Below are 23,247 nucleotides of genomic sequence, written 5' to 3' on the forward strand. Positions count from 1 at the left end.
CCTAAAGGCTAATTAACTCATACCTCGGCGCGCGAAAACATCGATTTAGTTATTGGTCATTGACCATTGGTTTTAGTACCAATTAGTAATTGGGCTTTTCCTCCCATCCCTTAAAGGGATGGGAGGAAAAGCCGATTTTTTTGGCTATGATTACGAACTATTAGCTATTTTTATTTATATTTATTAATTCCTGGCGATTTAACTTATTAGAAAAGTCCTTTGTGTTAATCTTCACTTTGGTAGTAAAATGACCATGTTAAGTTTTATATTCCAGCATCAAGGATATAAAATCTCTAAACACAAAACCTGTAATTTCCTAAGTTTCTGCGATCGCTTTAAACTGGAAAACGGTAAAGAGAGGATTTCACACAATGGCATTTGTACAGCCCCCCCTACCCTACGACTTTAATGCTCTAGAGCCGTATGGCATGAAAGGAGAGACTTTTGAATATCATTATGGCAAGCATCACAAAGCTTATGTAGACAACCTAAACAAGCTCACTGATGGTACAGAACTTGCCGATAAGTCCTTGGAAGAGGTAATCCAAGCTTCATTCAAAGATTCCTCTAAAGCTGGAGTCTTCAACAACGCTGCTCAAGTTTGGAACCACACCTTCTTCTGGAACTCCCTAAAGCCAGCTGGTGGTGGTCAACCTTCAGGTGAACTGGCTGACAAGATTAATAAAGATTTTGGTAGCTTCGATAAATTCAAAGAAGAATTCTCTAATGCTGCTGCAACTCAATTTGGCAGTGGATGGGCTTGGCTAATCGATGATGGTGGCACACTGAAAGTTATCAAGACACCAAATGCAGAGAACCCTCTAGCTTATGGGCAGAAAGCACTCTTAACCCTAGACGTTTGGGAACACGCATACTACATAGATTATAGAAATGCTCGTCCTGCGTTTATCAAGAATTTCCTCGATCAGTTGCTCAACTGGGACTTCGCTGCTGAAAATTACGCCAAAGCTTAATCATTTGTCAGTGTGGAACTAGCTACACTAGTAGCTCTTGCCAGCTTTGTAAAGCCGAACAATCAGTTGGTTAAATTCATTAAAATCCCCAGCAGTCACGACTAGTATCGTGGCTGTTTTTAATTCGCTGGGTAAATTGACAGCAGTTCAGTTCAAAACTTACGCAATGAAACGAAAAATCAAGCCTTTGGAAGAAGTGTAGGTGTTCAAAAGATTTATACCCAGTCTTAAGGGACTTGGTACATAAGTCCTAAGTTCGATAAAAGTTATCGCTTGTAGCCGCCTCTTGTATCTTAAAAAGTAATGACATTAACATCCAAAATATAAATATGATGGATAGCACAGAACTAGCTCGATACCTTGAGGCAACCAATAGCATCGCTAAACCTTGGCTCTTAGTGCAACTACGCCTTAAGAAACTCCAAGAACGTCGAGCCACACTTTCAGAAAATGCCTATGCCGAGGAATTAGAAGATATTTACCAAGACTTAATGAGCTTGGGGGAATGGTGGCGCGGTATCGAAGATGAAGTGTTTTAACGCAGTAGGGGTAAATTGATGAAGACGTAGATGGGTTGCCACACTACGCCTTCCACATTTCTAAACGTCTTACTAGAGTACCTTCTACCTATTGACGAGTAGCATGACCATCAAATTTGTCATGTTTTAAAAAATTTCCAAAACGTCGGAACTAGAGTGCCCTACTTTTGTGCCACCTCCAGCAACATAGATCTCATTGCCATACACTAGAGGGAAGATGCCATGCCGAGCAGTTGGCATAGAGTTACCGAGCTGCCAAGTATTCGTTTTGGGGTTGTAGATATCGACGCGGTTATAGACCTGATTGGCAGTTGCTCCCGCACCGCTTAGAGTTTCGCCGCCCATGACATAGAACTCGCCGTTAAAATAAGCAGCTTTACCCATCCCACCTCGTGCCTGTGGTAGTGGCTTGAGAGATGAGCCAGAATCTAAGCTAGAAATCCAAGTATTAGTAGCAGGGTCGTAGATTTGCACTGTATCAAATCCATTAGCTGGAACATTTCCATCACCGCTACCAAAACCACGCCCACCAAAGACATATAGCTTACTGCCATCGGTAGCAGCAGCAGTGTGGTTGCGTCCCTGCTTCATAGATGCCAGCATCGTCCAGGTGTTGATTGCTGGATTATATTTAGCTACTTGATCGGTTGTAGAGGAACCAATAATGCCGCCAGCTATATATATTTCGCCATTAATTAAAGCAGACGAACTAGAGCCAGCTGCGAAGGGCATATCAGCGCCTAAAGTCCAACTGTTAGTAGCAGGATTGTAAATTTGTACTTTCCCTGCCGCACCACCACCTAATCCACCAAGTAGATAGAGTTTTCCATTAAAAACTTCTGCTGCATGGTGATGCCCAACGAATGGTCGTGTTGCTAAATTGCTGCTCCAGGTGCCAGTTGCCAAATTGTAAGCAAGGGTAGCATTGCTGCCTTCTCCGACTACATAAAGTTTGTCGTTAATTACTCCCGCACTAACTTCACCTAGTGCTATAGACATTTTTGCACCTGAATCCCAGATCCCTGGAGTTGTCAAAGGCGTTCCGGGGTTGATGTTGACTGTAAATACCCCTAAAGCACCACTTTGGAGATAGTTGTTGCTGGTGTCACTAACTTGATTAGCTTGTACTGACACAGTATAACTACCGTTGTCAGACGCATCCCAACTACCACCCGGAGCAGTAATCTGGTAAGTTGCAGTTCGGGGTGTACCGTTGCTGTTGGTATTCACTCCTACCAATTTTACCGACGGCTTCAACCCATTGGGGCCAGTCACCACAATATCCTGAGAATCCAAGGAAGATACATTTACTGCTACGTTGTCGCCATAGGACACCGTAAAATTGTGACTTGTCCCACCGCTAGTAGTGACGTTTGCAGCAGATAAACTTGCCGTTGGTGGTGTTGAGTCTGTTGATGTTTGATTAGTGGGAATAAATTCAATGTAATCAAATCTTGCGTGTTCTAACTTTGTTGTGTCACCTGGGATACTCTCCTGACCTTGGATCTTGATGGCAGCTCCATTGTTGATTACTAGCCCAGTAGCAATGGTTCGACGTACAAGAGTCTGAGCATTAGCTAGATTACTACCGAAATTTTGATCAAGATTCCATCCATATTGCTGAGTGCCAATATTGACGTCAAAACGACCAACTCCGTCGTTTTCGTCATAGTAACCAGCTACAACATTGTAGGTACTAGTAGGGCCATTAAAGGTAGTTTCAGCTATACCTGTTTCGTCAGTAGGGCCCCCTACAAGGCCAATTATTGCGCTGCCAGAAGCGCTGCTATTCGATTCAATGCGGTAGTTCGTTAGGCTCATTTTTTCCGCTTCGAGGCGGATGGGTGCTAGCGGTGGAGAGGTGATTGAGCTAGGAATAACCTCAATAGCGGAAACTTTTGCATTGTCTACACTTGCAGAAAAGTCTATATTGAGAACTCCATCTTTAACCTCAACATCTACTGATTTTCTCCAAGCTGTATTTGCGCCAACTTGTGCCACAAGATCCAGATTGTCAAGGATAAGTGAACCTTCAATATTTACGTCAAAAACTCGCTGTCCTGGATTAGACCAGTAAATTTCAGCAAAGTCGAGATTTACTTTGTACAAGCCGCTACTAGCTACTGGAATATTGTAGGAAAATTGGTTTCCCCAGCGTTCTGTCTGATATAGTATGGGATCGCTAGTGCCACTAATGGGTTTGCTTGCACTGTAAGTATTACTACCAGTAAAATAAGCATCTGCTGACCAAACATTACCTGTTAAATCTGTGTAAGTTGTTCCACCAGTATTAATCCTTATATTTGATGGCATATTTTCCATATACGTTCTCTACTTTTCAAGAAGTTTATGAGCTAAGAAACAGCTGTATTTCCGCCCATTGAGTAATGCTGAAATATTTAGGGTAAGGTTTTCATACTTTTATCTGCTTGATCAAGCTATTTCTCTATCTCAGGAGAGATGCAGTAATGTTAAAATCCTATTAGCAAATGATGCTGTAAATGCCAAGTGAATATGTTTTTTCAATTAAGTTAAGCTAGTTTATTAACGGCTTATCTTATGGATTTGATGAATTTCTTATTTAAAAACAGCTTCTAAATGTGTGATGATGTCCTAAGTTTGTAGCAGATTGATAACGGTGCAGTAAGGAATGGATTATCGGGATGCTGGGGTTGATGTTGAAGCGGGTCGAGCTTTTGTAGATCAAATTCGCAATTTGGTTCATGGCACCTTTAGACCGGAAGTAATTGGTGGGCTGGGTGGCTTTGGTGGCTGCTTTCAAATTCCAGGGGGTTTTCGGGAACCAGTATTAGTTTCCGGCACAGATGGCGTGGGTACAAAGCTGAAAATCGCTCAAATTCTTAACCAGCATGACACCGTTGGTATTGATTTAGTGGCCATGTGTGTTAACGATGTGCTGACATCTGGCGCAGAACCGCTGTTTTTTTTAGATTATTTGGCAACAGGTAAGCTCGATAAAGAGCAATTAACTCAGGTAGTAACTGGTATAGCTTCTGGATGTAAGCAGGCTGGTTGTGCTTTGCTGGGAGGAGAAACAGCAGAAATGCCTGGTTTCTACCAAGTGGGTGAGTATGACTTGGCTGGATTTTGTGTGGGCATTGTAGAAAAAAGCCAGATGCTGGATGGTTCTCAAGTCCAAGTAGGAGATGTAGCGATCGCTCTTGCTAGTACTGGCGTACACAGTAATGGCTTGAGTTTAGTGCGAAAGATTATCAGCGATCAAGGTTTTGCTTGGAGCGATGCCTGGCGGCAAGTTGCTCCGCACCTACGCCCAGAATTATTAGGTGGCGCAACTATAGGAGAAGCGTTTCTCAAACCTACGCGCATATACGTCAAACCCGTCCTAGCAGCGCGTCAAGCTGGAATAGAAATTCATGGTATGGCTCATATTACAGGCGGTGGGTTGCCAGAAAATCTGCCCAGATGCTTAGGGAAAGAGCAAACGATCAAAATTGACCCCAATAGTTGGGTAATTCCACCTCTATTTCAATGGCTAGCCGAAGTTGGAGGGGTTAGTTCCGAAGCTATGTACAATACCTTTAATATGGGCATTGGCTTTGTGCTGTTGGTTCCACCTACTCAGGTAGACCAAACAATATCCTATTTTCAATCACAGGATATTACTGCTTTTGCGATCGGTGAAGTAATTACTGGCTCTAATTCTTTAGTGGGATTATTGAAGTAAATTGCAGAATTGATACGCAAAAATCAAGCTTTTTGAGGTTTAGTACAGCGGAGCGCTCTAAATAATCCTTATATTTACTCATTTTTTGCCATAAGCCTTGTTACTAACTTCCATGGGCTTTTTGGCAATATTTTTTACTTATCCTAATTAAAGCCATCGAAAATACTCATGTCCGTCAGCGTTGAGATTTGCTAACGTAGTCTTAACATATTGAAAAAATTTACTATTGAAGTCAAGAAATATATACCAGCACTAATTTAACGTGTTGGTTGTTTCTGATCTGGAAAGGTGTGGCGTGTTGGTGTGTTTAGAGTAATGTAATTCTGTTCAGAGGGGGTTATGGTTGTAAATATTGCCTGTACTTCGGCTTCCACGGTGCTTTTGAAGCAAGTATTCCAGAATATTGATGCTCAAAGTTGTCCGAGATTGTTCAACTTTCATATGCATACTGTCTACTCAGATGGCAGATTGCAACCAACGGCGTTGATGGAACAAGCGATCGCCATTGGACTACAAGGGCTAGCGATCACAGACCATCATAGTATTGGTGGCTATCAAGCAGCAAAAGCTTGGTTAGAAGACTGGAGGTGGAATAATCCTGGTGCAACCATTCCTCATTTGTGGAGTGGTGTAGAAATTAATGCCAATCTTTTGAACATTGAAGTTCATATTTTGGCTTATTCCTTTGAGCCAGAACACCCTAGTATGAAACCTTATCTGCAAAGAAGAATTACTACAGGTATAGAATATCAAGCAAACAAAGTAATTGCTGCTATTCATGAAGCAGGAGGATTAGCTGTACTTGCTCATCCAGCACGCTATAAGCGATCGCACTTAGACCTGATTCCTGTTGCGGCCGAAAATGGAATTGATGGCGTGGAAACTTTCTATGCTTATAACAACCCCAACCCTTGGAGACCCAGTTCTTTGGAATCACAACAGGTGCAACAGTTGGCTAGTGAGTATGGTCTTTTTAATACTTGTGGCACTGATACTCATGGTTTAAACCTGCTCCAACGTTTGTAATCATGGAATTTTTTTCTTAAAACTCCTGGTTCTTATAGCCAAGGAGTTAATCTTATTTTGATGTTTTTATTTTTAATAAATAGGGTCGAAAATAAACAAGAACAAATCAAGACCCAAACAAGGTATTACAGATAGACCAAAAATGTTATAGCACCTGTCTGGTGTAAGTCAATTTAGGATAATTACCAATAGTTCAGCAAATAGCGTAGATAGTTTCTTCATAGCTCTACCTTTAAATACATTGAACCTGCAAACTGTGATTTGCTAAGATTTCCAATGGGTAAACCTTAAAACAGGGCAACTCTTCATCACCATGCCAACATCTGCAATTGACAGTAAAGACGCAGCAGCTATCGAAGCCGCAAAAGCAGGGGTTGCTGTATGCGATCGCTCCCACTGGGGGCGTATCCGTGTTTCTGATGATGAGCGTCTTCGCTTTTTACACAACCAAAGTACTAATGACTTTCAAAGCCTCAAGCCAGGACAAGGCTGTGATACTGTGATGGTAACATCCACCGCTCGCACAATTGACTTGGTTACTGGCTACGTTTTAGAAGATGCGGTTTTATTGTTGGTTTCGCCCAACCGCCGCGAGTTTGTCATGCAATGGTTGGATCGCTATATCTTTTTTGCTGATAAAGTGCAATTGACCGATGTGACTGATGAAACTGCAACCTTTAGTTTGATTGGCCCAGGAAGTGACGCAGTTATCGAAAAATTAGGTGCTGGAGCTATTATCGGTCAACCCTATGGCAATCATCTTCTAGTCAATGGAGGAGTAATCGTTGCTGTGGGTAGCGGCTTGGCTGACCCTGGATATACCCTAATTTTGCCAGATGCTGAGAAACAGAAGGTATGGAGCCAAATTTTAGAGTTAGGCGCAGTGGAATTGAGCGATCGCGCTTGGGATTTGTTGCGAATTTTACAAGGGCGTCCGGCTCCAGATGCAGAGTTGACAGATGATTACAATCCTTTAGAAGTTGGTTTATGGCAGACCATTTCTTTTAACAAAGGTTGCTATATCGGACAAGAAACCATTGCCCGTTTAAACACATATAAAGGTGTAAAGCAACATTTATGGGGTATTCGCCTCAGCGCTCCTGCTGAAGTTGGAGCAGTAATTGCAGTAGGAGACGAAAAAGTTGGCAAACTAACCAGTTACACTGAAACCACCAATGGCTACTTTGGGTTAGGTTACATTCGCACCAAAGCAGGTGGTATTGGCTTGAAAGTGCAAGTAGGAGAAACTGAGGGGGAAATAGTGGCCGTCCCATTTGTTTCTCACGAGTATCCTTAAATCTATATTTAATTAAGAGCAGCTTAATACGGTTCAGTTAAAAAGTTATATCAATTTGAAAAAAGAATGTGATTCTGGTTCTGCTGGGAATAGCTTGAAAAGTATCGGCGCTAAATTTCCAGATTGAAGCGATCGCACCAGAACTATTGCAACATTCTGAAGTATCTTAATCCCAGACGTTAATCTCAAATTCAAAGCGGCAACATCAATGTGTCAACTGCTGGGAATGAATTGCAATACCCCAACAGATATTTGCTTTTCTTTTGAAGGCTTTTCTGCACGAGGAGGAAAGACTGACCATCATTGCGATGGTTGGGGTATTGCTTTTTTTGAAAACAAAGGATGTCGAATTTTTTTAGACGCTAAACCCTCGGTTAATTCTCCGGTGGCAGATTTAGTGCGATGTTATCCCATCCACTCTACCCATGTAATTGCCCATATCCGCAAAGCTACCCAAGGTGAAGTTGCCCTAGAAAACTGTCACCCTTTCCAAAGGGAACTGTGGGGAAGGTACTGGGTGTTTGCTCACAACGGCAATTTACCAGACTTTAATCCTGAAAACATGGGCTTTTATCAAGCCGTGGGTAACACCGATAGTGAAAAAGCATTCTGTGTAATCCTTGAAACTTTGCGTCAAAGCTTTCCTCAGGGCAAGCCTCCTCTCGAAGAACTATATCCTGTACTGCGTAAAGTAACTGAAAAGCTTGCATCACAAGGTGTGTTTAATTACTTACTTTCAGATGGAGAACACTTTTTTACCCACTGCTCAACTCACCTGAGCTACATTGTGCGTCAAGCGCCTTTTGCTGCTGCTCACTTGATTGATCAAGACATGACAGTAGATTTTCAGAAGTTGACTTCGCCAAGCGATCGCGTCGCTGTCATCGCTACTACTCCTCTGACTGATAACGAGGTTTGGACTCCCATCTCAGCTGGAGAATTACTAGTTTTTCAGGACGGTTTACCTCTTACATCTAAATAAATTAATAGCGTGAAGCCTGATTTTAAATTTGGTAATAATTCCTAGTTTTTTGAGTTTTAGCTCGCCAATTTGTGCTTGCTAGCTTTTTTTAAAATAAAAAACGGTTTGTCAAATTAACTTTATACTGTCTTTATTCAAAACTACGGTGCTTGTTTGAAGTTGCCACATAGTACCAGGCGATCGCGCGGCAGAGAAAAATACGAATCCAAGCAGGACAGACTTACTAATAAATCAGCTATTTCCGAGAAAAGTTGTTTGAGCAGTTTTAATTGCCCATCAACTTGGTAAAATCTCCATAATTACTATCGAGAATATGCAGTTTCCCTCTTGCTTTTTTCTAGGGATACCTGCAATCATCATATATACCAGCGTATATACGGTATTGCTCTAGAGTAACCGTATTTTTTTAGAGGAGGATCTGGAATGAATCTGTGGCCGCGTCCCCTGAAACGATTGCAACTGAGTACTGAGCGGATAACTAATCGGTTCAGGCTAAATTCGCTTCAAGGCTTTGTATCGCTCTTTTTGGTAGGGACAATCTTAAGTGTAGCGCTTGCGGCCTGCTCTGGCGGCAATAGTGGCAATTCTTCTAGTGAAACCCCTACGGCTAGTAATGTTTCTGCCACCAAGCAAAATGTTGAACTAACGCTAGTTTCCTTTGCTGTCACTAAGGCAGCGCACGAAGCTATAATTCCCAAGTTTGTAGAAAAGTGGAAGCAAGAACATAACCAAACTGTCACCTTTAAGCAAAGCTATGGCGGATCTGGTTCCCAAACTCGTGCTGTTATTGATGGTTTGGAAGCAGATATCGTTCACTTGGCACTAGCATTGGATACCCAAAGGATTGAGAAGGCTGGATTGATTCAGCCAGGATGGGAGAAGGAAGTTCCTAACGATGGTATTGTTTCCAAATCGGTTGCTGCATTAGTTACTCGTCCAGGTAACCCTAAAGGTATCAATTCCTGGTCAGACTTGGAGAAAGATGGAGTAAAACTAATTACTGCTGATCCTAAAACATCAGGTATTGCTCGCTGGAATTTCTTAGCTTTATGGAATTCTGCGATTAAAGCTGGGGGAGATGAGGCGAGAGCTACTGACTTTGTGACCAAAATCTACAATAATGTACCAGTCTTGACTAAAGATGCGCGTGAAGCAACGGATGCCTTTTTCAAACAAGGTCAGGGTGATGCATTGATCAACTATGAAAATGAAATTATTCTGGCAGAACAAAAGGGCGAAAATGTTAATTATATCGTCCCTGATATAAATATCTCCATCGATAATCCGATCGCTGTAGTCGACAGAAATGTTGATAAACATGGCAACCGTGAGGTAGCAGAAGCGTTTGTTAAATTCCTCTATACTCCAGAAGCTCAACAGGAGTTTGCCAAGTTAGGGTTCCGTCCTGTAAATGAAACAGTAGCTCAAACTAAAGAAGTTGCTGACAAATATCCTAAGATTAAAACTTTGGGAACAGTTCAGGACTACGGTGGTTGGGATACGGTTCAGAACAAGTTCTTCGCAGATGGCGCTCTTTTTGACAAGATTCAAGCTCAAAAGAAACGCTAATTAGTTATTAGTCATTAGTCATGATTTATCTACAAATCTAAAATGAAAAATGACTAATGGCAACGACAAAGTACTGCGGTGTATGAGTTTCGATGCTCTAGGTTATTTACCTTTGGCATCGTCAAAACTTGAGTTTCATGATTTTGGCATTCAACTTTTGAATTTTTGACTATGGCTTTATCTCCTTCTGTAGAAGTTGACCGTAAAACTCCAGCCTGGAAAACGTTGCTGCATCAGTTGCATCAGATTCCCTGGACTTGGCGAATTACGCTGGGATATTTGACAGTGATGTTATTTATCCCAATTGGGGCCATGTTCCTAAAAGCAAGTACGGAACCTCCAGCCAGATTTTGGGAAATCGCTACCAGTGATATTGCATTAGCAACATATAATGTCACCTTTGTCACCTCATTGTTCGCGGCTCTGCTCAATGGAGTTTTTGGAACTCTGATTGCTTGGGTTTTGGTGCGCTATGACTTTCCGTTGAAACGCATAATTGATGCCACCGTAGATTTACCTTTTGCGCTGCCAACTTCGGTTGCAGGGTTAACACTGGCAACAGTGTATAGCAATAATGGCTGGATTGGTTCACTGTTAGCACCGCTAGGAATTAAAGTATCTTTCACCCGTGCGGGAGTAGCAGTGGCAATGATATTTATCTCGTTGCCATTTGTCGTGCGGACAGTGCAGCCTGTGCTTCAAGAAATGGAACATGAAATTGAAGAAGCCGCTTGGTCTTTGGGTGCTTCTCAATGGCAAACTTTTTGGAAAGTGATTTTGCCGCCTTTATTCCCCACGATTTTGACTGGTGTTGCTTTGGGGTTCTCCCGCGCGGTTGGGGAGTATGGCTCAACTGTGATTATCTCTTCTAATACGCCCTTCCAAGATTTGATTGCACCGGTGCTGATTTTCCAGCGGCTAGAGCAGTATGACTACTCCGGCGCAACTGTTATTGGCGTGGTTTTACTAGCAATTTCGTTAGTGTTGCTCCTAGCAATTAATTTGTTACAAGCGTGGTCAAGAAGATATGACAGTAAATGAGCCAAGTTTTCACTCATCTGCATCTCAAAAAGATACAGGCAAACCTCAAAAGCCTAAGAGTTGGGTACCAACAATTTTAATTGGGATTGCGATCGCCTATTTAGTTCTAGTTCAATACATCCCTGCTATCAACGTTTTTATTCAAGCTTTCAGCAAGGGCGTTGGCCCGTTTCTGTCTAACTTGAGCCGACCCGCTTTTCTCCATGCAGCTTGGCTGACGCTGATATTGGCTGTGATCGCTGTCCCTGTAAATGCTGTATTTGGTCTGTGTGCAGCTTGGGCGATCGCTCGTCACAATTTTCCTGGTAAGGCTGTAGTCTTAAGTATTATTGACCTTCCCTTTTCTATCTCGCCCGTAGTCGCTGGATTAATGATTGTGCTGCTATATGGCCGAAATGGCTGGTTTGGCCCTTGGCTTCAAGCACATGATATCCAGATTATCTTTGCCTTGCCAGGTATGATACTGGCTACAGCATTTGTTAGTATGCCTTTTGTTGCAAGGGAAGTGATTCCTGTTTTAGAGGAGTTTGGCAGCGATCAAGAAGAAGCTGCAAGAACTCTGGGTGCAAACGATTGGCAAATATTTTGGCGCGTCACCCTACCTAGTATTCGCTGGGGCTTACTCTACGGCTTAATTCTGACCAATGCTAGAGCCATGGGTGAATTCGGAGCGGTTTCAGTAGTATCTGGCAATATTGCCGCCAAAACCCAGAGTTTACCACTATTTGTAGAGGATGCTTATAAACAGTATGAAACTGAAGCTGCCTTCTCTGCTGCTGTACTGTTGGCATTGCTAGCAGTAGTAACTCTGGTGCTGAAAGAGATTCTCGAACGGAAAACCCGCATTAAAGATGTTGAATAAAACAGATATGGCTAGTGACAATTTACTTACCAATAAACGCATTAGGGTAAGAATTCCCAAGGACTATCATCAGGAACCTGTGATTTCTCGTCTGGTGTCTGATTACGGTCTAACTGTGAATATTACTGCTGCAATTCTGGGAGCTAATGCTGTTGGAGATGGTTGGTTTGACCTGGAATTACAAGGAACAGATGCACAAATTAAAAGTGCGCTCAACCATCTTAAAGAGTTAAATTTACAAATATGGGATGAAACAACAGCAGGCGATTGGTAATACCAATTTGAAAAACAATGCGACAGATGGGTAGGGACACAATAATGTTGCGTCCTTACGAATAATTTATATGTCGCAAACATTATTTGAATTGGTATAAGTTCGTTTGATTCTTACACAGAGAAAGGAAAATAATAATTTTTACTTAATATCTGCAATACCCTCCTCATTATGTAGGAGGATATTTTTGATCATTTTTTAGAGTTAACTAATGTTTTACTCATCTTAGCAACTGGAACAACTACCCTTTTTCTTAACTGATGAGGTTCCCTTTTGATCATAGTAAAACCCAAGCGTAAATAAAAACCTTCAGCATAAAGGCTAGCAGTTGTTAGCACCTTATCTATACCTTGTTGACTAGCTTCGTTGCAAAAATGTTTAACTAAAGTTCGCCCTATCCCTTTACCTTGATGGTTGGGATGAACATATAACGCGATAAGTTCATCAACAATGAAACTTGCGAATCCTGCGACTACATCATGCTCAACAGCAACCCAGCAATTGTCTAGCTGTATATTCTTCAACATATTTGAGCCATCAGGCTTTTCAAGGTAATTGCGCCAAGCCAACAGTTGTTTCTGGGTGTAGAAAGTAGCAGGTAACGCTTTTATAGCAGCAATATGAATTGTACTAAGAACCTGTGCATCTTTTTCTACAGCAGGTCGAAGGGTTATTTCGTTAGCGTCCATATTTTTAGATCTGGCATATTTAGACTACATGCCTTTTCGACTTTCTTGTATAAGTATATCTAGTTTGTTTATAAAGGATTGTATACGCGATCGCTAGCAAAAAAGCCAAATTTGGAATTGTATACTGAAGTTTTTTATAATCTCCTAAATTACAGCTACAAATTATTCACCCCTTCTCCCTTTGCGCTTATTTATAGCGACCTAAAAACGAAATGATTTCACATCAACACTATATTCAGTGATGCTAACAAAAATACTATTTCTCCGGATAAGTCAAAATAAAACTGAATAAAATTTTATATATAGTTTTTCAACTAAAACTTATGGAAATGCCACAACGCGTATCAATTCGATACAAAGATGCGTCTTACAACATTAACGAGATACGCTTGAAAACATTTCGGTTAGCGTTTCAAACATGGGAAGAACAAACGAAACCTAGAAAAACAGAACTTTACGCATTTATAATGTCTTGCTTAAAACAGATTGATCGTCAAGATCGTTTTATGATTCCTTTATTATTTGTAGAATTAACAGATATTATACGTGATTCTGCTCTTGAAAGGTCAATGAAAGAGGTGTTAATTAAAACATCTTTTAGAGAATTTGCTTGCGCGTTAACTGATGTTGAAGATGCTGCTAAATAAAATTATATTTATGCAAAATCTCAATTTTTAAAAGTCACGATATCAGCTACATAGCACAATCCAAAATACACAAACTGCTGATTGCTATTACTTGCGATCGCTAATTTTAATTTATTGCTATTTTGAATTATTTAAGACTCAGCCCGCTCCTCTTTATGGAAACTATTTCTATCTTTTTTAAGACTCTCTTCTAGGGCTTGAATTTGTTCACGGCGGGCTTCCAATTCTAGGGAACGACGGGCTAAGTCTTGGTTTTGCAATGTCAGGGCTTGTCGCCAGTGTTCTGCTCGCTCTGCTTCCTCTTGCAAAAAGTCTGGGGTAATACCAGTAGAAAGATAAGCTCGCACCAAGTATAGTACCCAGTTTGTGGCATCTTCCAGTCTTTCAATATCGCCTGTGGGTGAAAGCTCCACTAACACCAGCAATTTCTCGCACATGGTGTTTCCTTTTCCCAAAAGAATAAAAGCCTCTTCTGGGATAATCGCCCAGAGATCATCAGTTTCCTGACGCGCCAATAAGCGCAACTGGTATTGCTCTAAAAATTCGTTTTTATGTACCTGAGCTAGATATAGCATGACTGTCGCTTCACTCCAATTCAAAACTCAAAATTAATTTTTGATTTTTGATTTCTGATTTTTCAAGGGTTTCTAACTGGTAATGGGTAAGTTTACAAATTACCCATTACTCATTGCAGCTATGCTAAACCACGCAGGCGATCGCGCAAAATTTCTGCTTGTTTTTCAGCCTCTGCTAAAGCATCTCGCGCACCCTGTACCACATCTTTGGGAGCTTTATCCACAAAATTGGAGTTGCTTAACCTGGAACTTAGGGATTGGACTTCTGCTTCGGCTTTGCTGAGACTCTTTTCTAGTTTGGCACGTACCGCTTCGATATCTACTACACCCTTGAGAGGAATTACCACTTGTACAGTACCCACAACACCTGCGATCGCGTTTTCTGGTTCCTGGGGTTGTTGTGGTTCTGTCTGTGGTAGATGCTTGTCAGTCCTTGGCTGGAACAAATTTGCCCAAAACCTTTGTCTAGCCTGAGCCGACAGTAAATAGCGGAGAGCAAACCAAGTTGTGTAAACAAGACCAACTATTTCAAAGAAAGTTCCAAATAGAGGAACATCATCAATTGCATTCCCAACAGCGTAAGCCAACCTAGTAAAGACAATTCCCACAATAATCAAACCTATTGTTTTTAAACCCCTCAGAGGTTTTTTCGGTGTAACCGTTTGATTATTAGACTTGTCAGCAATGGTTAAAGTCTCCACCTTAGCCAAATCTTTAATATAAGCTTGTCCAGCAGTCAGGATTTGCCGTTCTTTAGGGCTTTCACTTTGCAAATTGACAGTCACTTTCGCCCCTGGTTTAATATCCGCCTCGGCACGTAAATTGCGAATAGTGCGGATAGTGCCAATCAGCATTTCAAATTGTACCTCAAGTTCCGTATTGATCAAGTTGGTATCAACTTGGGGATAAGGTTGTAACGATAAAGTTTCGGTTGAATCTGCTGGTTGTTGGGTAAGAGTTTGCCAAATCTCCTCAGTAATGTGAGGCATAAAGGGATGAAGTAATTTTAAAATCCCTTCTAGCACATAGGCGAGGGTTTGCTGGGCTACCCGCCGCGATGTGGGATCTGCACCTTGTTGGAGGCGAGACTTCACCAGTTCAATATACCAATCGCAGAAATCGCCCCAAATAAATTCGTACAGTCCTTTCGCGGCTTCCCCTAGCCCGTAGTTATCGATGTAATTAGTAGTTTGCTTAATAACTTGATGGTAGCGGGATAACAGCCAGCGATCGCTAAGTTCAGTACTGAGTGGTTGACCTAGTTGGGCTGGGGTTTGTCCATCCAAATTCATCATTACAAACCGGGCTGCATTCCACAACTTGTTAGCAAAGTTGCGGGAAGCTTCCACCGATGATGATTCATCTTTTTTGCGATCGTACTCCAACCGGATATCTTGACCCGCGCCAGCCACTTCCCTAATTAAGGTGTAGCGCAGAGCATCAGTACCATATTTGTCAATTAATAATAGCGGGTCAATGCCGTTACCTTTGGTCTTAGACATCTTCTGACCTTTCTCATCCAGCACTAACCCGTGGATGTAAACATCCTTAAATGGCATTTGCCCAGTAAAGTGCCCACCCATCATCGTCATTCTGGCAACCCAGAAGAAGATAATGTCAAAGCCCGTTACTAGAGTCGTGGTGGGATAGTAAGTTGCTAAATCCTGAGTTTGTTCTGGCCAGCCTAAAGTTGAAAACGGCCAAAGTCCTGAAGAAAACCAGGTATCCAACACATCTGGGTCTTGTTCAAGCTGGACATTTTCGCCAAATTGTGCTTTAGCTTTTTCCCAAGCTTCATCTGTTGATTTGGCGACCACAAACGGAGTGTTATCGGTGATTTGCCCGTCCGTTTCACTCACAGCGTACCAAGCTGGGATTTGATGTCCCCACCATAGTTGGCGAGAGATACACCAATCTTTCAGCTTGACTAGCCAATCACGATAAACCTTAGTCCAACGTTGAGGAACAAACTCTGGGGAATTTTTCTGGTCAAGAAATTCTAAAGACTTGTCAGCTAATGGGCGAATTTTGACAAACCATTGAGTAGAAAGCAGAGGTTCAATGGGGACTTTGCCGCGATCGCTATAAGGAACGGTATGCTTATAATCTTCTATCTTCACCAAAAAGCCATCTGCTTCGAGGCGAGAAACGACATTTTTTCTCGCAACAAAGCGGTCTTGTCCTTGAAACTCCCCAGTATTGGCGTTGAGAGTACCGTCCTTATTGAGGATGTTGATAAACGGCAAATTGTGACGCTGACCCATTTCAAAGTCATTCGGGTCATGGGCTGGAGTTACCTTAACGCAGCCCGTCCCAAATGTTGGATCAACGAACTCATCACCAATGATTGGAATTTCTCGATTCAGAATTGGTAGAGTTAGTGTCTTCCCAATTAAGTGCTTATATCTGTCATCATCGGGATTAACCGCCACTCCAGTATCACCCAGCATGGTTTCTGGTCGAGTCGTCGCCACCTCCACATAACCAGAACCATCCGTAAGAGGATAGCGGAAGTGCCAGAGATTACCGTTTACCTCTTGATTTTCCACCTCTACATCAGACACCGCCGACTGGGTAGCTGGACACCAGTTAACTAAATACTCACCGCGATAAATTAAGCCTTCCTCATACATGCGAGTAAATGCTTCGACCACAGCTTTAGATAAACCCTCATCCAGGGTAAACCTTTCCCGCGACCAGTCTACCGAAACGCCTAAGCGTCGTAGTTGATTCACAATCGCCCCGCCAGATTCTGCCTTCCACTGCTTGGCGCGTTCTAAGAATTGATCACGCCCCAACTCATAGCGAGTTTTACCCTCAGTTTTGAGTTGCTTTTCCAGCATCGTATGGACAGCGATGCTAGCGTGGTCAGTTCCAGGTAGCCACAAAGTATTACGCCCCTGCATCCGGTGGTAGCGCACCAGAACATCAATCAACGCACTTTCAAAAGCGTGACCCATGTGCAAACTGCCGGTGACATTCGGCGGCGGGATTACAACACAGTAGGGTTCGCCACCTTTGTTGGGGTGGGCTTTGTAAACTTGGTTCTGTTCCCAGAATTTTTGCCACTTGGCTTCTGTGGAGAAGGGATCGTAAAGACTAGGGAGATTAAGTATGGTTGCGGTCATGCTGGGAAAACTAAGTTTGGAAGGACTCTAATAAATTTTGCCACAGGGTTGGAGAGGGTTTGATGGAAACGAACCGCAAAGAACGCAAAGTACACAAAGGAAGAGGAGGAAGGTAAGATGAGACAACTAAGCGATAGGGTAGAAAACTTAGCTTACGAAGTGATTGGGGCGGCTATTGAAGTGCATAGGGTATTAGGATCTGGGTTTTTGGAGGAGGTATATCACAAGGCGTTAAGAGAAGAATTTCTGATGCGGGGGATACCTTATAAGTTTGAGCATCCAGTAAAAGTACACTACAAAGGTCGTCCAGTAGGTGAAGGCAAATTAGATTTTTTGGTTGGAGACTCTCTAATTGTGGAGTTAAAAGCTGTTCAAAATTTAACTCCCATTCATGAGGCTCAAGTTATCTCCTACCTTAAAATGACTAACTACCCTTTAGGCCTTCTCATTAACTTTAACGTCCCCCTCCTCAAAGACGGCATAAAACGTATTATCCTCTCTTCTTAATCTTCCTTCGCGTACTTCGCGCCCTTCGCGGTTCGTATTATGAAACCTCAAACCTCCCCTTGGACATACATCCCCACCCTCTACTTCGCCGAAGGTGTCCCCAACGTCATCATCAGCACCGTTTCCGTAATTTTTTACAAAAAACTAGGCATAGATAACGACCAAATAACAGCTTGGACGAGTTTTCTCTATCTCCCTTGGGTCATCAAAATGTTTTGGGGGCCACTTGTGGATATTTACTCAACTAAAAGAACATGGATACTTGTAACTCAATTTGGCATGTTTTGTTGTTTGAGTTTAGTAGCCTTGTCTTTACAACTGCCTAATTTCTTTTTCTTATCTTTGGCAGCATTGACGGTTGGTGCATTTATTTCAGCTACTTACGATATTGCCACTGATGGCTTTTATATGTTGGCTTTAAATCCAGCACAACAAGCTTTTTTTGTTGGCATTCGCTCACTATTTTATCGGCTTGCTGTGTTATTTGGTAGCGGGTTATTAGTAGTTGTAGCTGGCCGGTTGGAAAATAGCCTCAATAATATCCCTTTAAGTTGGACTATATCTATAGGATTCTCTGCTGTAATATTTGCAATTCTTTTTATTTTCCATCGCTTCATTTTACCTGTACCTGAGTCAGATACCCCACGCCAAACACAGAAAGAAGCCAACAATATACCTTTTTGGGATGTTATCAATACATATTTTCGGCAAGAGAAAATAGTGGCAATTCTAGCGTTCATTTTACTCTACAGATTAGGTGAAGCAATGCTGCTTAAGATAGCTTCCTTATTCTTGCTAGACAAAATAGAACAAGGAGGCTTAGGTATATCAACTGAAGAATTTGGCTGGATATATGGAACTTTTGGTGTACTGTCTTTGATTTTTGGAGGTATTTTAGGAGGAGTATTAATTTCCAAATATGGATTAAAAAAATGCCTGTTGCCAATGGCTTTAGCCTTGAATTTACCTGACTTGTTTTATGTATATATGGCTTATGCTAAACCATCACTGATATTAGTTTATCCCCTAGTATCTTTAGAACAATTTGGCTATGGTCTTGGCTTTACAGCTTTTAGTGTTTATTTAATGTATATTTGCAAAGGCGAATATAAAACTTCTCACTATGCTATATCTACTGGACTCATGGCATTAGGTCTGATGTTGCCAGGAGCAATTAGTGGGTCAATTCAAAAAGCAGTAGGCTATCCATTATTTTTTGTCTTGGTTTGTTTACTTACCATTCCTGGAATGATTGCTATATTCTTCATTCCTTTAAAAGAAGAAGCCAATCGTTCTACAAATTAAAATAAATGGCTGAATATGTTACTCTCTAAAATAAATATTTTTTAATTGATCCATGAGTTATGTTTTGGGAATTGATGGCGGTGGTAGCAAAACTGTTTGTGTTTTAATGGATGAAACACGCCAAGTTATAAGCCGTGGTGAAGCAGGCGCATCCAACTATCAAAGTATAGGTATTGAAGCAGCTTACAAATCAATTCAATCTGCAATTCAGGCTACAACCGAGCAAGTCCCGAATCTCACAAAACCTATAGAAGTTTCTGCAATTTGCTTAGGTTTAGCAGGTGTCGGACGGGCAGAAGATATTGAAGTTGTAAAAGGTTTAGTAAAAGAATTACAAGATAATAAATCGCTACCTATAAGCTGGGCATTAACAACATCAAATATTGTAATTTGCAACGATGCTTTTATTGCTTTAGTTGGTGGAATTGGTCATGATGTAGGAATTGTAGTAGCAGCAGGTACAGGTTCAATAGTTTACGGGCGAAATCATCAGGGAATTACCAAGCGAGTTGGTGGTTGGGGATACATTTTAGGAGATGAAGGTAGTGCCTATAAAATTGCGATCGCTGGTATGCAAGCTGCATTAAAAGCTTATGACGGAAGTGGAATACCAACAAGTCTGTTAGAGATTTTTAAAGTTTATCTTGAATTGCCAAGTATAGATGGTTTAATTGAATTAATCTATCGCCGAAACTGGGGAGTTACAGAAATAGCTGCTTTAGCACAAATTGTAGACTTAGCAGCAGCTTTAGGCGATGAAGTAGCGAATAAAATTATTGATGATGCTGTGCAATATCTAGTGACAGCTACTTCTACAGTTATTGATGAAATTTTTAGCGATCGCCCAGTTTTAGAAGTAGTCACTACCGGAAGTGTGTGGCAAGGTAAATCCAAGATGCATGAGAGGTTTACAGCATCTCTGGGTAAGCAGTTTTCTGAAGTAAAAGTGATATCTCCCAAGCATGAACCTGCTTGTGGTGCTGGTTTTTTGGCCTTGCAGAAGTTAGCAGGAAAGAATCTTTAACGAACCGCAGAGGCACAGAGGAGCCAGTGCGTTGCGCGGGTTCCCAAGGCACTCCGTTGGGCGGCTTTGCCGACTTGTAGACGCGAAGCGGCTTCCCGCAGGGTAGGAAGTGCCGCCGCGTTGTAGCAACTGGCGTGACACAGAGAAGGAGGCTAAACCTTCTTAAACAAACTTCTCTCTTTTTCCTAGTCTTATCTTCGCGCTCTTTGCGTCCTTTGTGGTTCGTTCCTCAATCTTCCGCCATAAAACCACAGTCTATCTAAAACTCACCCAATTGAGTGATGCGGCCATTCGCCGTGCCATATTACATTCATATTACAAAAAATATCAAAAGAGGCAAAAAATGAACCACCTGGACTTCTTAAGCCGGACTTGACGAACCCGGCAAATGGTATTCACGCCATTAATCTCATCGTCTACAAAATAGCCGAAGTTCTGCAAGCATCCGGTTATCCTGAACCAACAATTTGGCGTTCCTCTCCCATCACCACGATCGCCAACAACTACGATAAGCTTTATATCCCCAGTGAAAGTTTATCGCGTTCCTCCAAATACACCCGTTACCTCAGCGACGGTAGGCTACTAAGAACTCATACTACTGTCATCATGCCAGAGTTACTTCCTCACCTACAGGGGGAACAACTCATTCTCCACCCCGGTATTTGTTACCGTCGTGATGTGGTGGATAAGCGCCATGTCGGGGAACCACACCAAATGGATGTGTGGTTGATTAGCCAACGTCAAAAATTGGGTAGAGAAGCTTTAATTAAATTAATTGCTGTTATTCTCAACGCAATTCTTCCAGGCGTTTCCTATCGCCTAAATGAAACCTCACACCCATATACCTGCAACGGTTTAGAAATTGAAGTGTTAGTTGATGGTAATTGGATTGAGGTAGGAGAATGTGGGGAAATTCATCCTGGTTTACTACAACCTGGCTATACAGGATTAGCATCAGGTTGGGGATTAGATCGTCTGGCGATGTTAGTAAAGGGGATAGATGATATTCGCTTGCTACGAAGCACCCATCCCCAAATAGCTGCCCAGATGATGAACCTGGAAACCTATAATCAGGTATCTAATCAACCCAGTATCAGCCGAGATATGTCGATTGTCACCGGGATAGATACGGATTTAGAGGATATTTGCGAACAGATAGTAGAGGCGTTGGTTAATGATGCTGAACTATTAGAGTCTGTGGCAATATTAAGCGAAACTTTCTACCAGGAACTTTCAGAAAAAGCGATTCAACGTCTGGGTATCCAACCCCATCAGAAAAACTTGCTGGTGCGGATGACTCTCAGGAGTCTACACGCGTCTATTACTAATCAAAAAGCCAATATTCTGCGGGATTTGGTTTATCAAAAAATTCACCAAGGTGAATAAGAGGAAGGGGGACAAAGGGAGTAACTAATACTTATTAACTCATAGCTCAGAACTCAGCACTCAGCACTCCCTATCCCCCGCATTGCTAAAAGCGCTGTCCCATAAGCTGCTTCCGTATGTTTTGAGGAGACTACAGGCACTTTTAAATACCGCCTACGAATAATAGTCCAAGTATTATTCCCTGCACCACCGCCAGCAGTGTAAATATGGGTTAACCGATCAGCCCCTAGTTGCTGTAACAATTCGTACCCTCGTGCCTCTATGCGGGTAATACTTTCTAACAACCCATGCAGAAACTCCACTTGATTATCTGGACGTGGTTCCAATCGTGGGGGTAGATTGGGATCATTAATTGGAAAGCGATCGCCTGCTTTTAACAATGGATAATAATTCAACTGGCTGGCTACGGCAGGATCAATTTCACGGCTAAGGCTTGCTAAATCAGCGTCTGTGAAGAATTGTCGTAGAACTGCACCCCCCGTATTAGAAGCACCCCCAGTCAACCACAAATCGCCTAGACGATGGCTATAAATTCCGTAGCGTGAATCTTCAACACGGTTACGACTTAGTAGCTTAAGTACCAATGTTGAACCCAAAGATGTCACGGCTTCACCAGGTAATTTTGCACCACTGGCGAGAAAAGCGGCAATGCTATCAGTCGTGCCAGCACAAACTAGACAATCAGGACGAAAACTGAAACGAGTCGTAATTTCCGGGCGTAATTCTGCAATTGGAGTACCTGGAGCTAAAACTTCAGGTAACGGAATTGGAATTTCCAGCTTTCCTAACCATTCTGGGTATTTTAACTGTTCAACGTCATAACCCAGCTTTAAGGCGTTGTGGTAGTCGCTAATACCTAAGCGTCCATGCAAAAGAAATGCTAGCCAGTCTGCTTGGTGTAGGAAATATCGCGCTTTGGTAAAACTTGGTAACTGCAACATCCATAGAATTTTAGCTAGGCTAGATGTAGCACTTAATACTGTATGATTTGGCGGTGCAACGCTCCTCAACTGTTCTAGCATTACCGATCCCCGCCCATCGTTATACAACAAAGGTTCATCTACAGGATTACCAGCGGCGTCTACCAGCAAGATAGTGGAAGAAGTCCCGTTAATGGCGATCGCTCTAATTCCTCGCCGTAAGCCCTCAGGAATCGATTCTAGAAGCGTAAATAAAGCCGTTTGCCAGACACTTAACAAATCAGAGTTAGCTGAAACTTTCCAAGGATACCTCGCCTCTGCCTGGATGCAAGCTTCATCGTTGATTACTATAGCTCTCGCGCCAGAAGTACCGAAGTCGATCCCTAGAAACAAATCCATAGATTTATATATTTTTCTAAAAAAGAATATCTAATAGCTACTGATTAATTTCTGCTTTTGTTGCATCTTGTAACAATATATTCCACAAATTTGGCAAAACAAGGAAAAGTAGTAAACGAACTGTTCAAAATGCATTGAGTTTAGGAGGTTTCCAACCATGCCTATATCAAATACCCTGTACCTGGCTGTGACATCCATATCAGATACCCAAGTCTACATCGCTCTGGTTGTAGCGCTGATTCCAGGAATTCTGGCTTGGCGGTTATCTACCGAACTTTACAAATAAAGTCACAGTGTGACACAGTTATTAGACTGATAATCCTGGCATTACGGGGTGCAAGTTCTAGATACTTGCGGCTTTATGCCGTCAATTATCTACGAAAGCTACTTACGTATG

The 23,247-nt window shown here is 42.0% G+C and carries 21 protein-coding genes; 16 read left to right on the top strand and 5 right to left on the bottom strand.

Annotated elements, in window-relative coordinates; all coding sequences use genetic code 11:
* The first annotated feature begins 371 nt into the window (after positions 1 to 371).
* Together sodB and AC5JL8_RS36600 are read left to right on the top strand one after the other, a co-directional pair.
* On the top strand, positions 372 to 974 hold the full coding sequence (gene sodB / locus AC5JL8_RS36595) for a superoxide dismutase [Fe] (protein WP_495884585.1): 603 nt from the start codon (positions 372 to 374) through the stop codon (positions 972 to 974).
* Between the two features lie 332 nt (positions 975 to 1,306).
* Entirely contained in the window at positions 1,307 to 1,513 is a 207-nt protein-coding gene (locus tag AC5JL8_RS36600; RefSeq protein ID WP_495884659.1) for a hypothetical protein, read from the top strand.
* 126 nt (positions 1,514 to 1,639) lie between these two features.
* On the opposite strand, the gene AC5JL8_RS36605 is transcribed toward AC5JL8_RS36600, so the two are convergent.
* Complete coding sequence (locus AC5JL8_RS36605) at positions 1,640 to 3,835, bottom strand: malectin domain-containing carbohydrate-binding protein (protein WP_495884586.1); 2,196 nt, start codon at positions 3,833 to 3,835, stop codon at positions 1,640 to 1,642.
* A 328-nt stretch (positions 3,836 to 4,163) separates the two neighbouring features.
* Here AC5JL8_RS36605 and purM point away from each other — a divergent pair, with 328 nt between their 5' ends.
* The 8 genes from purM (at position 4,164) to AC5JL8_RS36645 (ending at position 12,270) form a co-directional block, all read left to right on the top strand.
* Positions 4,164 to 5,219, top strand: coding sequence for a phosphoribosylformylglycinamidine cyclo-ligase (gene purM, locus AC5JL8_RS36610; RefSeq protein WP_495884587.1), 1,056 nt, complete (start codon positions 4,164 to 4,166; stop codon positions 5,217 to 5,219).
* 339 nt (positions 5,220 to 5,558) lie between these two features.
* On the top strand, positions 5,559 to 6,245 hold the full coding sequence (locus AC5JL8_RS36615) for a PHP domain-containing protein (protein ID WP_495884588.1): 687 nt from the start codon (positions 5,559 to 5,561) through the stop codon (positions 6,243 to 6,245).
* Between the two features lie 313 nt (positions 6,246 to 6,558).
* Positions 6,559 to 7,542: a CAF17-like 4Fe-4S cluster assembly/insertion protein YgfZ gene (gene ygfZ / locus AC5JL8_RS36620; RefSeq protein WP_495884589.1), complete on the top strand. Its 984-nt coding sequence runs from the start codon at positions 6,559 to 6,561 to the stop codon at positions 7,540 to 7,542.
* A 208-nt stretch (positions 7,543 to 7,750) separates the two neighbouring features.
* The gene (locus AC5JL8_RS36625) at positions 7,751 to 8,524 is read left to right on the top strand and encodes a class II glutamine amidotransferase (protein ID WP_495884590.1); all 774 of its coding nucleotides are present in this window, start codon (positions 7,751 to 7,753) and stop codon (positions 8,522 to 8,524) included.
* 423 nt (positions 8,525 to 8,947) lie between these two features.
* The gene (locus tag AC5JL8_RS36630; RefSeq protein ID WP_495884591.1) at positions 8,948 to 10,093 is read left to right on the top strand and encodes a sulfate ABC transporter substrate-binding protein; all 1,146 of its coding nucleotides are present in this window, start codon (positions 8,948 to 8,950) and stop codon (positions 10,091 to 10,093) included.
* 171 nt (positions 10,094 to 10,264) lie between these two features.
* Positions 10,265 to 11,134 (top strand): sulfate ABC transporter permease subunit CysT, encoded by an 870-nt coding sequence (gene cysT / locus AC5JL8_RS36635; protein ID WP_495884592.1) that lies wholly within the window; start codon positions 10,265 to 10,267, stop codon positions 11,132 to 11,134.
* Positions 11,121 to 11,996, top strand: coding sequence for a sulfate ABC transporter permease subunit CysW (gene cysW / locus AC5JL8_RS36640; protein WP_495884593.1), 876 nt, complete (start codon positions 11,121 to 11,123; stop codon positions 11,994 to 11,996). The genes cysT and cysW overlap by 14 nt, the downstream gene beginning before the upstream one ends.
* A gap of 7 nt (positions 11,997 to 12,003) precedes the next feature.
* Positions 12,004 to 12,270, top strand: coding sequence for an NIL domain-containing protein (locus AC5JL8_RS36645; protein WP_495884660.1), 267 nt, complete (start codon positions 12,004 to 12,006; stop codon positions 12,268 to 12,270).
* Positions 12,271 to 12,461: 191 nt separating this feature from the next.
* Here AC5JL8_RS36645 and AC5JL8_RS36650 read toward each other — a convergent pair whose 3' ends face one another.
* The gene (locus AC5JL8_RS36650) at positions 12,462 to 12,959 is read right to left on the bottom strand and encodes a GNAT family N-acetyltransferase (protein WP_495884594.1); all 498 of its coding nucleotides are present in this window, start codon (positions 12,957 to 12,959) and stop codon (positions 12,462 to 12,464) included.
* Between the two features lie 323 nt (positions 12,960 to 13,282).
* Here AC5JL8_RS36650 and AC5JL8_RS36655 point away from each other — a divergent pair, with 323 nt between their 5' ends.
* Positions 13,283 to 13,606, top strand: a complete 324-nt coding sequence (locus AC5JL8_RS36655; protein WP_495884595.1) for a hypothetical protein — start codon at positions 13,283 to 13,285, stop codon at positions 13,604 to 13,606.
* Positions 13,607 to 13,737: 131 nt separating this feature from the next.
* Here the strand turns inward: AC5JL8_RS36655 and AC5JL8_RS36660 are convergent, their stop codons facing one another.
* Together AC5JL8_RS36660 and AC5JL8_RS36665 are read right to left on the bottom strand one after the other, a co-directional pair.
* A complete protein-coding gene (locus tag AC5JL8_RS36660) occupies positions 13,738 to 14,181 on the bottom strand; it encodes an HmpF-related protein (RefSeq protein WP_495884596.1) in 444 nt (147 codons plus the stop codon).
* 119 nt (positions 14,182 to 14,300) lie between these two features.
* Positions 14,301 to 17,309 carry a valine--tRNA ligase gene (locus tag AC5JL8_RS36665; protein WP_495884597.1) on the bottom strand — a complete coding sequence of 1,003 codons (3,009 nt, stop codon included), beginning with the start codon at positions 17,307 to 17,309 and terminating at the stop codon, positions 14,301 to 14,303.
* 117 nt (positions 17,310 to 17,426) lie between these two features.
* Between AC5JL8_RS36665 and AC5JL8_RS36670 the strand changes: the two genes are divergently transcribed.
* From AC5JL8_RS36670 to srmL, 4 genes are all read left to right on the top strand, one after another.
* On the top strand, positions 17,427 to 17,816 hold the full coding sequence (locus AC5JL8_RS36670; RefSeq protein ID WP_495884598.1) for a GxxExxY protein: 390 nt from the start codon (positions 17,427 to 17,429) through the stop codon (positions 17,814 to 17,816).
* Between the two features lie 39 nt (positions 17,817 to 17,855).
* Entirely contained in the window at positions 17,856 to 19,121 is a 1,266-nt protein-coding gene (locus AC5JL8_RS36675; RefSeq protein ID WP_495884599.1) for an MFS transporter, read from the top strand.
* A 52-nt stretch (positions 19,122 to 19,173) separates the two neighbouring features.
* Positions 19,174 to 20,145, top strand: coding sequence for an N-acetylglucosamine kinase (locus AC5JL8_RS36680; protein WP_495884600.1), 972 nt, complete (start codon positions 19,174 to 19,176; stop codon positions 20,143 to 20,145).
* Between the two features lie 372 nt (positions 20,146 to 20,517).
* A complete protein-coding gene (gene srmL, locus AC5JL8_RS36685) occupies positions 20,518 to 21,531 on the top strand; it encodes a PheS-related mystery ligase SrmL (protein ID WP_495884601.1) in 1,014 nt (337 codons plus the stop codon).
* Between the two features lie 53 nt (positions 21,532 to 21,584).
* On the opposite strand, the gene AC5JL8_RS36690 is transcribed toward srmL, so the two are convergent.
* The gene (locus tag AC5JL8_RS36690) at positions 21,585 to 22,850 is read right to left on the bottom strand and encodes an FGGY-family carbohydrate kinase (protein WP_495884602.1); all 1,266 of its coding nucleotides are present in this window, start codon (positions 22,848 to 22,850) and stop codon (positions 21,585 to 21,587) included.
* A gap of 196 nt (positions 22,851 to 23,046) precedes the next feature.
* Between AC5JL8_RS36690 and psaM the strand changes: the two genes are divergently transcribed.
* Complete coding sequence (gene psaM / locus AC5JL8_RS36695; RefSeq protein ID WP_495884661.1) at positions 23,047 to 23,136, top strand: photosystem I reaction center subunit XII; 90 nt, start codon at positions 23,047 to 23,049, stop codon at positions 23,134 to 23,136.
* Positions 23,137 to 23,247 lie beyond the last annotated feature (111 nt).

The sequence above is a fragment of the Mojavia sp. genome (assembly GCF_059505145.1).

Bases quoted from the DNA above. Each gene is read 5' to 3' on its own strand.
- sodB (WP_495884585.1), top strand. From the start codon at position 372: ATGGCATTTGTACAGCCCCCCCTACCCTACGACTTTAATGCTCTAGAG.
- AC5JL8_RS36600 (WP_495884659.1), top strand. From the start codon at position 1,307: ATGGATAGCACAGAACTAGCTCGATACCTTGAGGCAACCAATAGCATC.
- AC5JL8_RS36605 (WP_495884586.1), bottom strand. From the start codon at position 3,835: ATGGAAAATATGCCATCAAATATAAGGATTAATACTGGTGGAACAACT.
- purM (WP_495884587.1), top strand. From the start codon at position 4,164: ATGGATTATCGGGATGCTGGGGTTGATGTTGAAGCGGGTCGAGCTTTT.
- AC5JL8_RS36615 (WP_495884588.1), top strand. From the start codon at position 5,559: ATGGTTGTAAATATTGCCTGTACTTCGGCTTCCACGGTGCTTTTGAAG.
- ygfZ (WP_495884589.1), top strand. From the start codon at position 6,559: ATGCCAACATCTGCAATTGACAGTAAAGACGCAGCAGCTATCGAAGCC.
- AC5JL8_RS36625 (WP_495884590.1), top strand. From the start codon at position 7,751: ATGTGTCAACTGCTGGGAATGAATTGCAATACCCCAACAGATATTTGC.
- AC5JL8_RS36630 (WP_495884591.1), top strand. From the start codon at position 8,948: ATGAATCTGTGGCCGCGTCCCCTGAAACGATTGCAACTGAGTACTGAG.
- cysT (WP_495884592.1), top strand. From the start codon at position 10,265: ATGGCTTTATCTCCTTCTGTAGAAGTTGACCGTAAAACTCCAGCCTGG.
- cysW (WP_495884593.1), top strand. From the start codon at position 11,121: ATGACAGTAAATGAGCCAAGTTTTCACTCATCTGCATCTCAAAAAGAT.
- AC5JL8_RS36645 (WP_495884660.1), top strand. From the start codon at position 12,004: ATGGCTAGTGACAATTTACTTACCAATAAACGCATTAGGGTAAGAATT.
- AC5JL8_RS36650 (WP_495884594.1), bottom strand. From the start codon at position 12,959: ATGGACGCTAACGAAATAACCCTTCGACCTGCTGTAGAAAAAGATGCA.
- AC5JL8_RS36655 (WP_495884595.1), top strand. From the start codon at position 13,283: ATGGAAATGCCACAACGCGTATCAATTCGATACAAAGATGCGTCTTAC.
- AC5JL8_RS36660 (WP_495884596.1), bottom strand. From the start codon at position 14,181: ATGCTATATCTAGCTCAGGTACATAAAAACGAATTTTTAGAGCAATAC.
- AC5JL8_RS36665 (WP_495884597.1), bottom strand. From the start codon at position 17,309: ATGACCGCAACCATACTTAATCTCCCTAGTCTTTACGATCCCTTCTCC.
- AC5JL8_RS36670 (WP_495884598.1), top strand. From the start codon at position 17,427: ATGAGACAACTAAGCGATAGGGTAGAAAACTTAGCTTACGAAGTGATT.
- AC5JL8_RS36675 (WP_495884599.1), top strand. From the start codon at position 17,856: ATGAAACCTCAAACCTCCCCTTGGACATACATCCCCACCCTCTACTTC.
- AC5JL8_RS36680 (WP_495884600.1), top strand. From the start codon at position 19,174: ATGAGTTATGTTTTGGGAATTGATGGCGGTGGTAGCAAAACTGTTTGT.
- AC5JL8_RS36690 (WP_495884602.1), bottom strand. From the start codon at position 22,850: ATGGATTTGTTTCTAGGGATCGACTTCGGTACTTCTGGCGCGAGAGCT.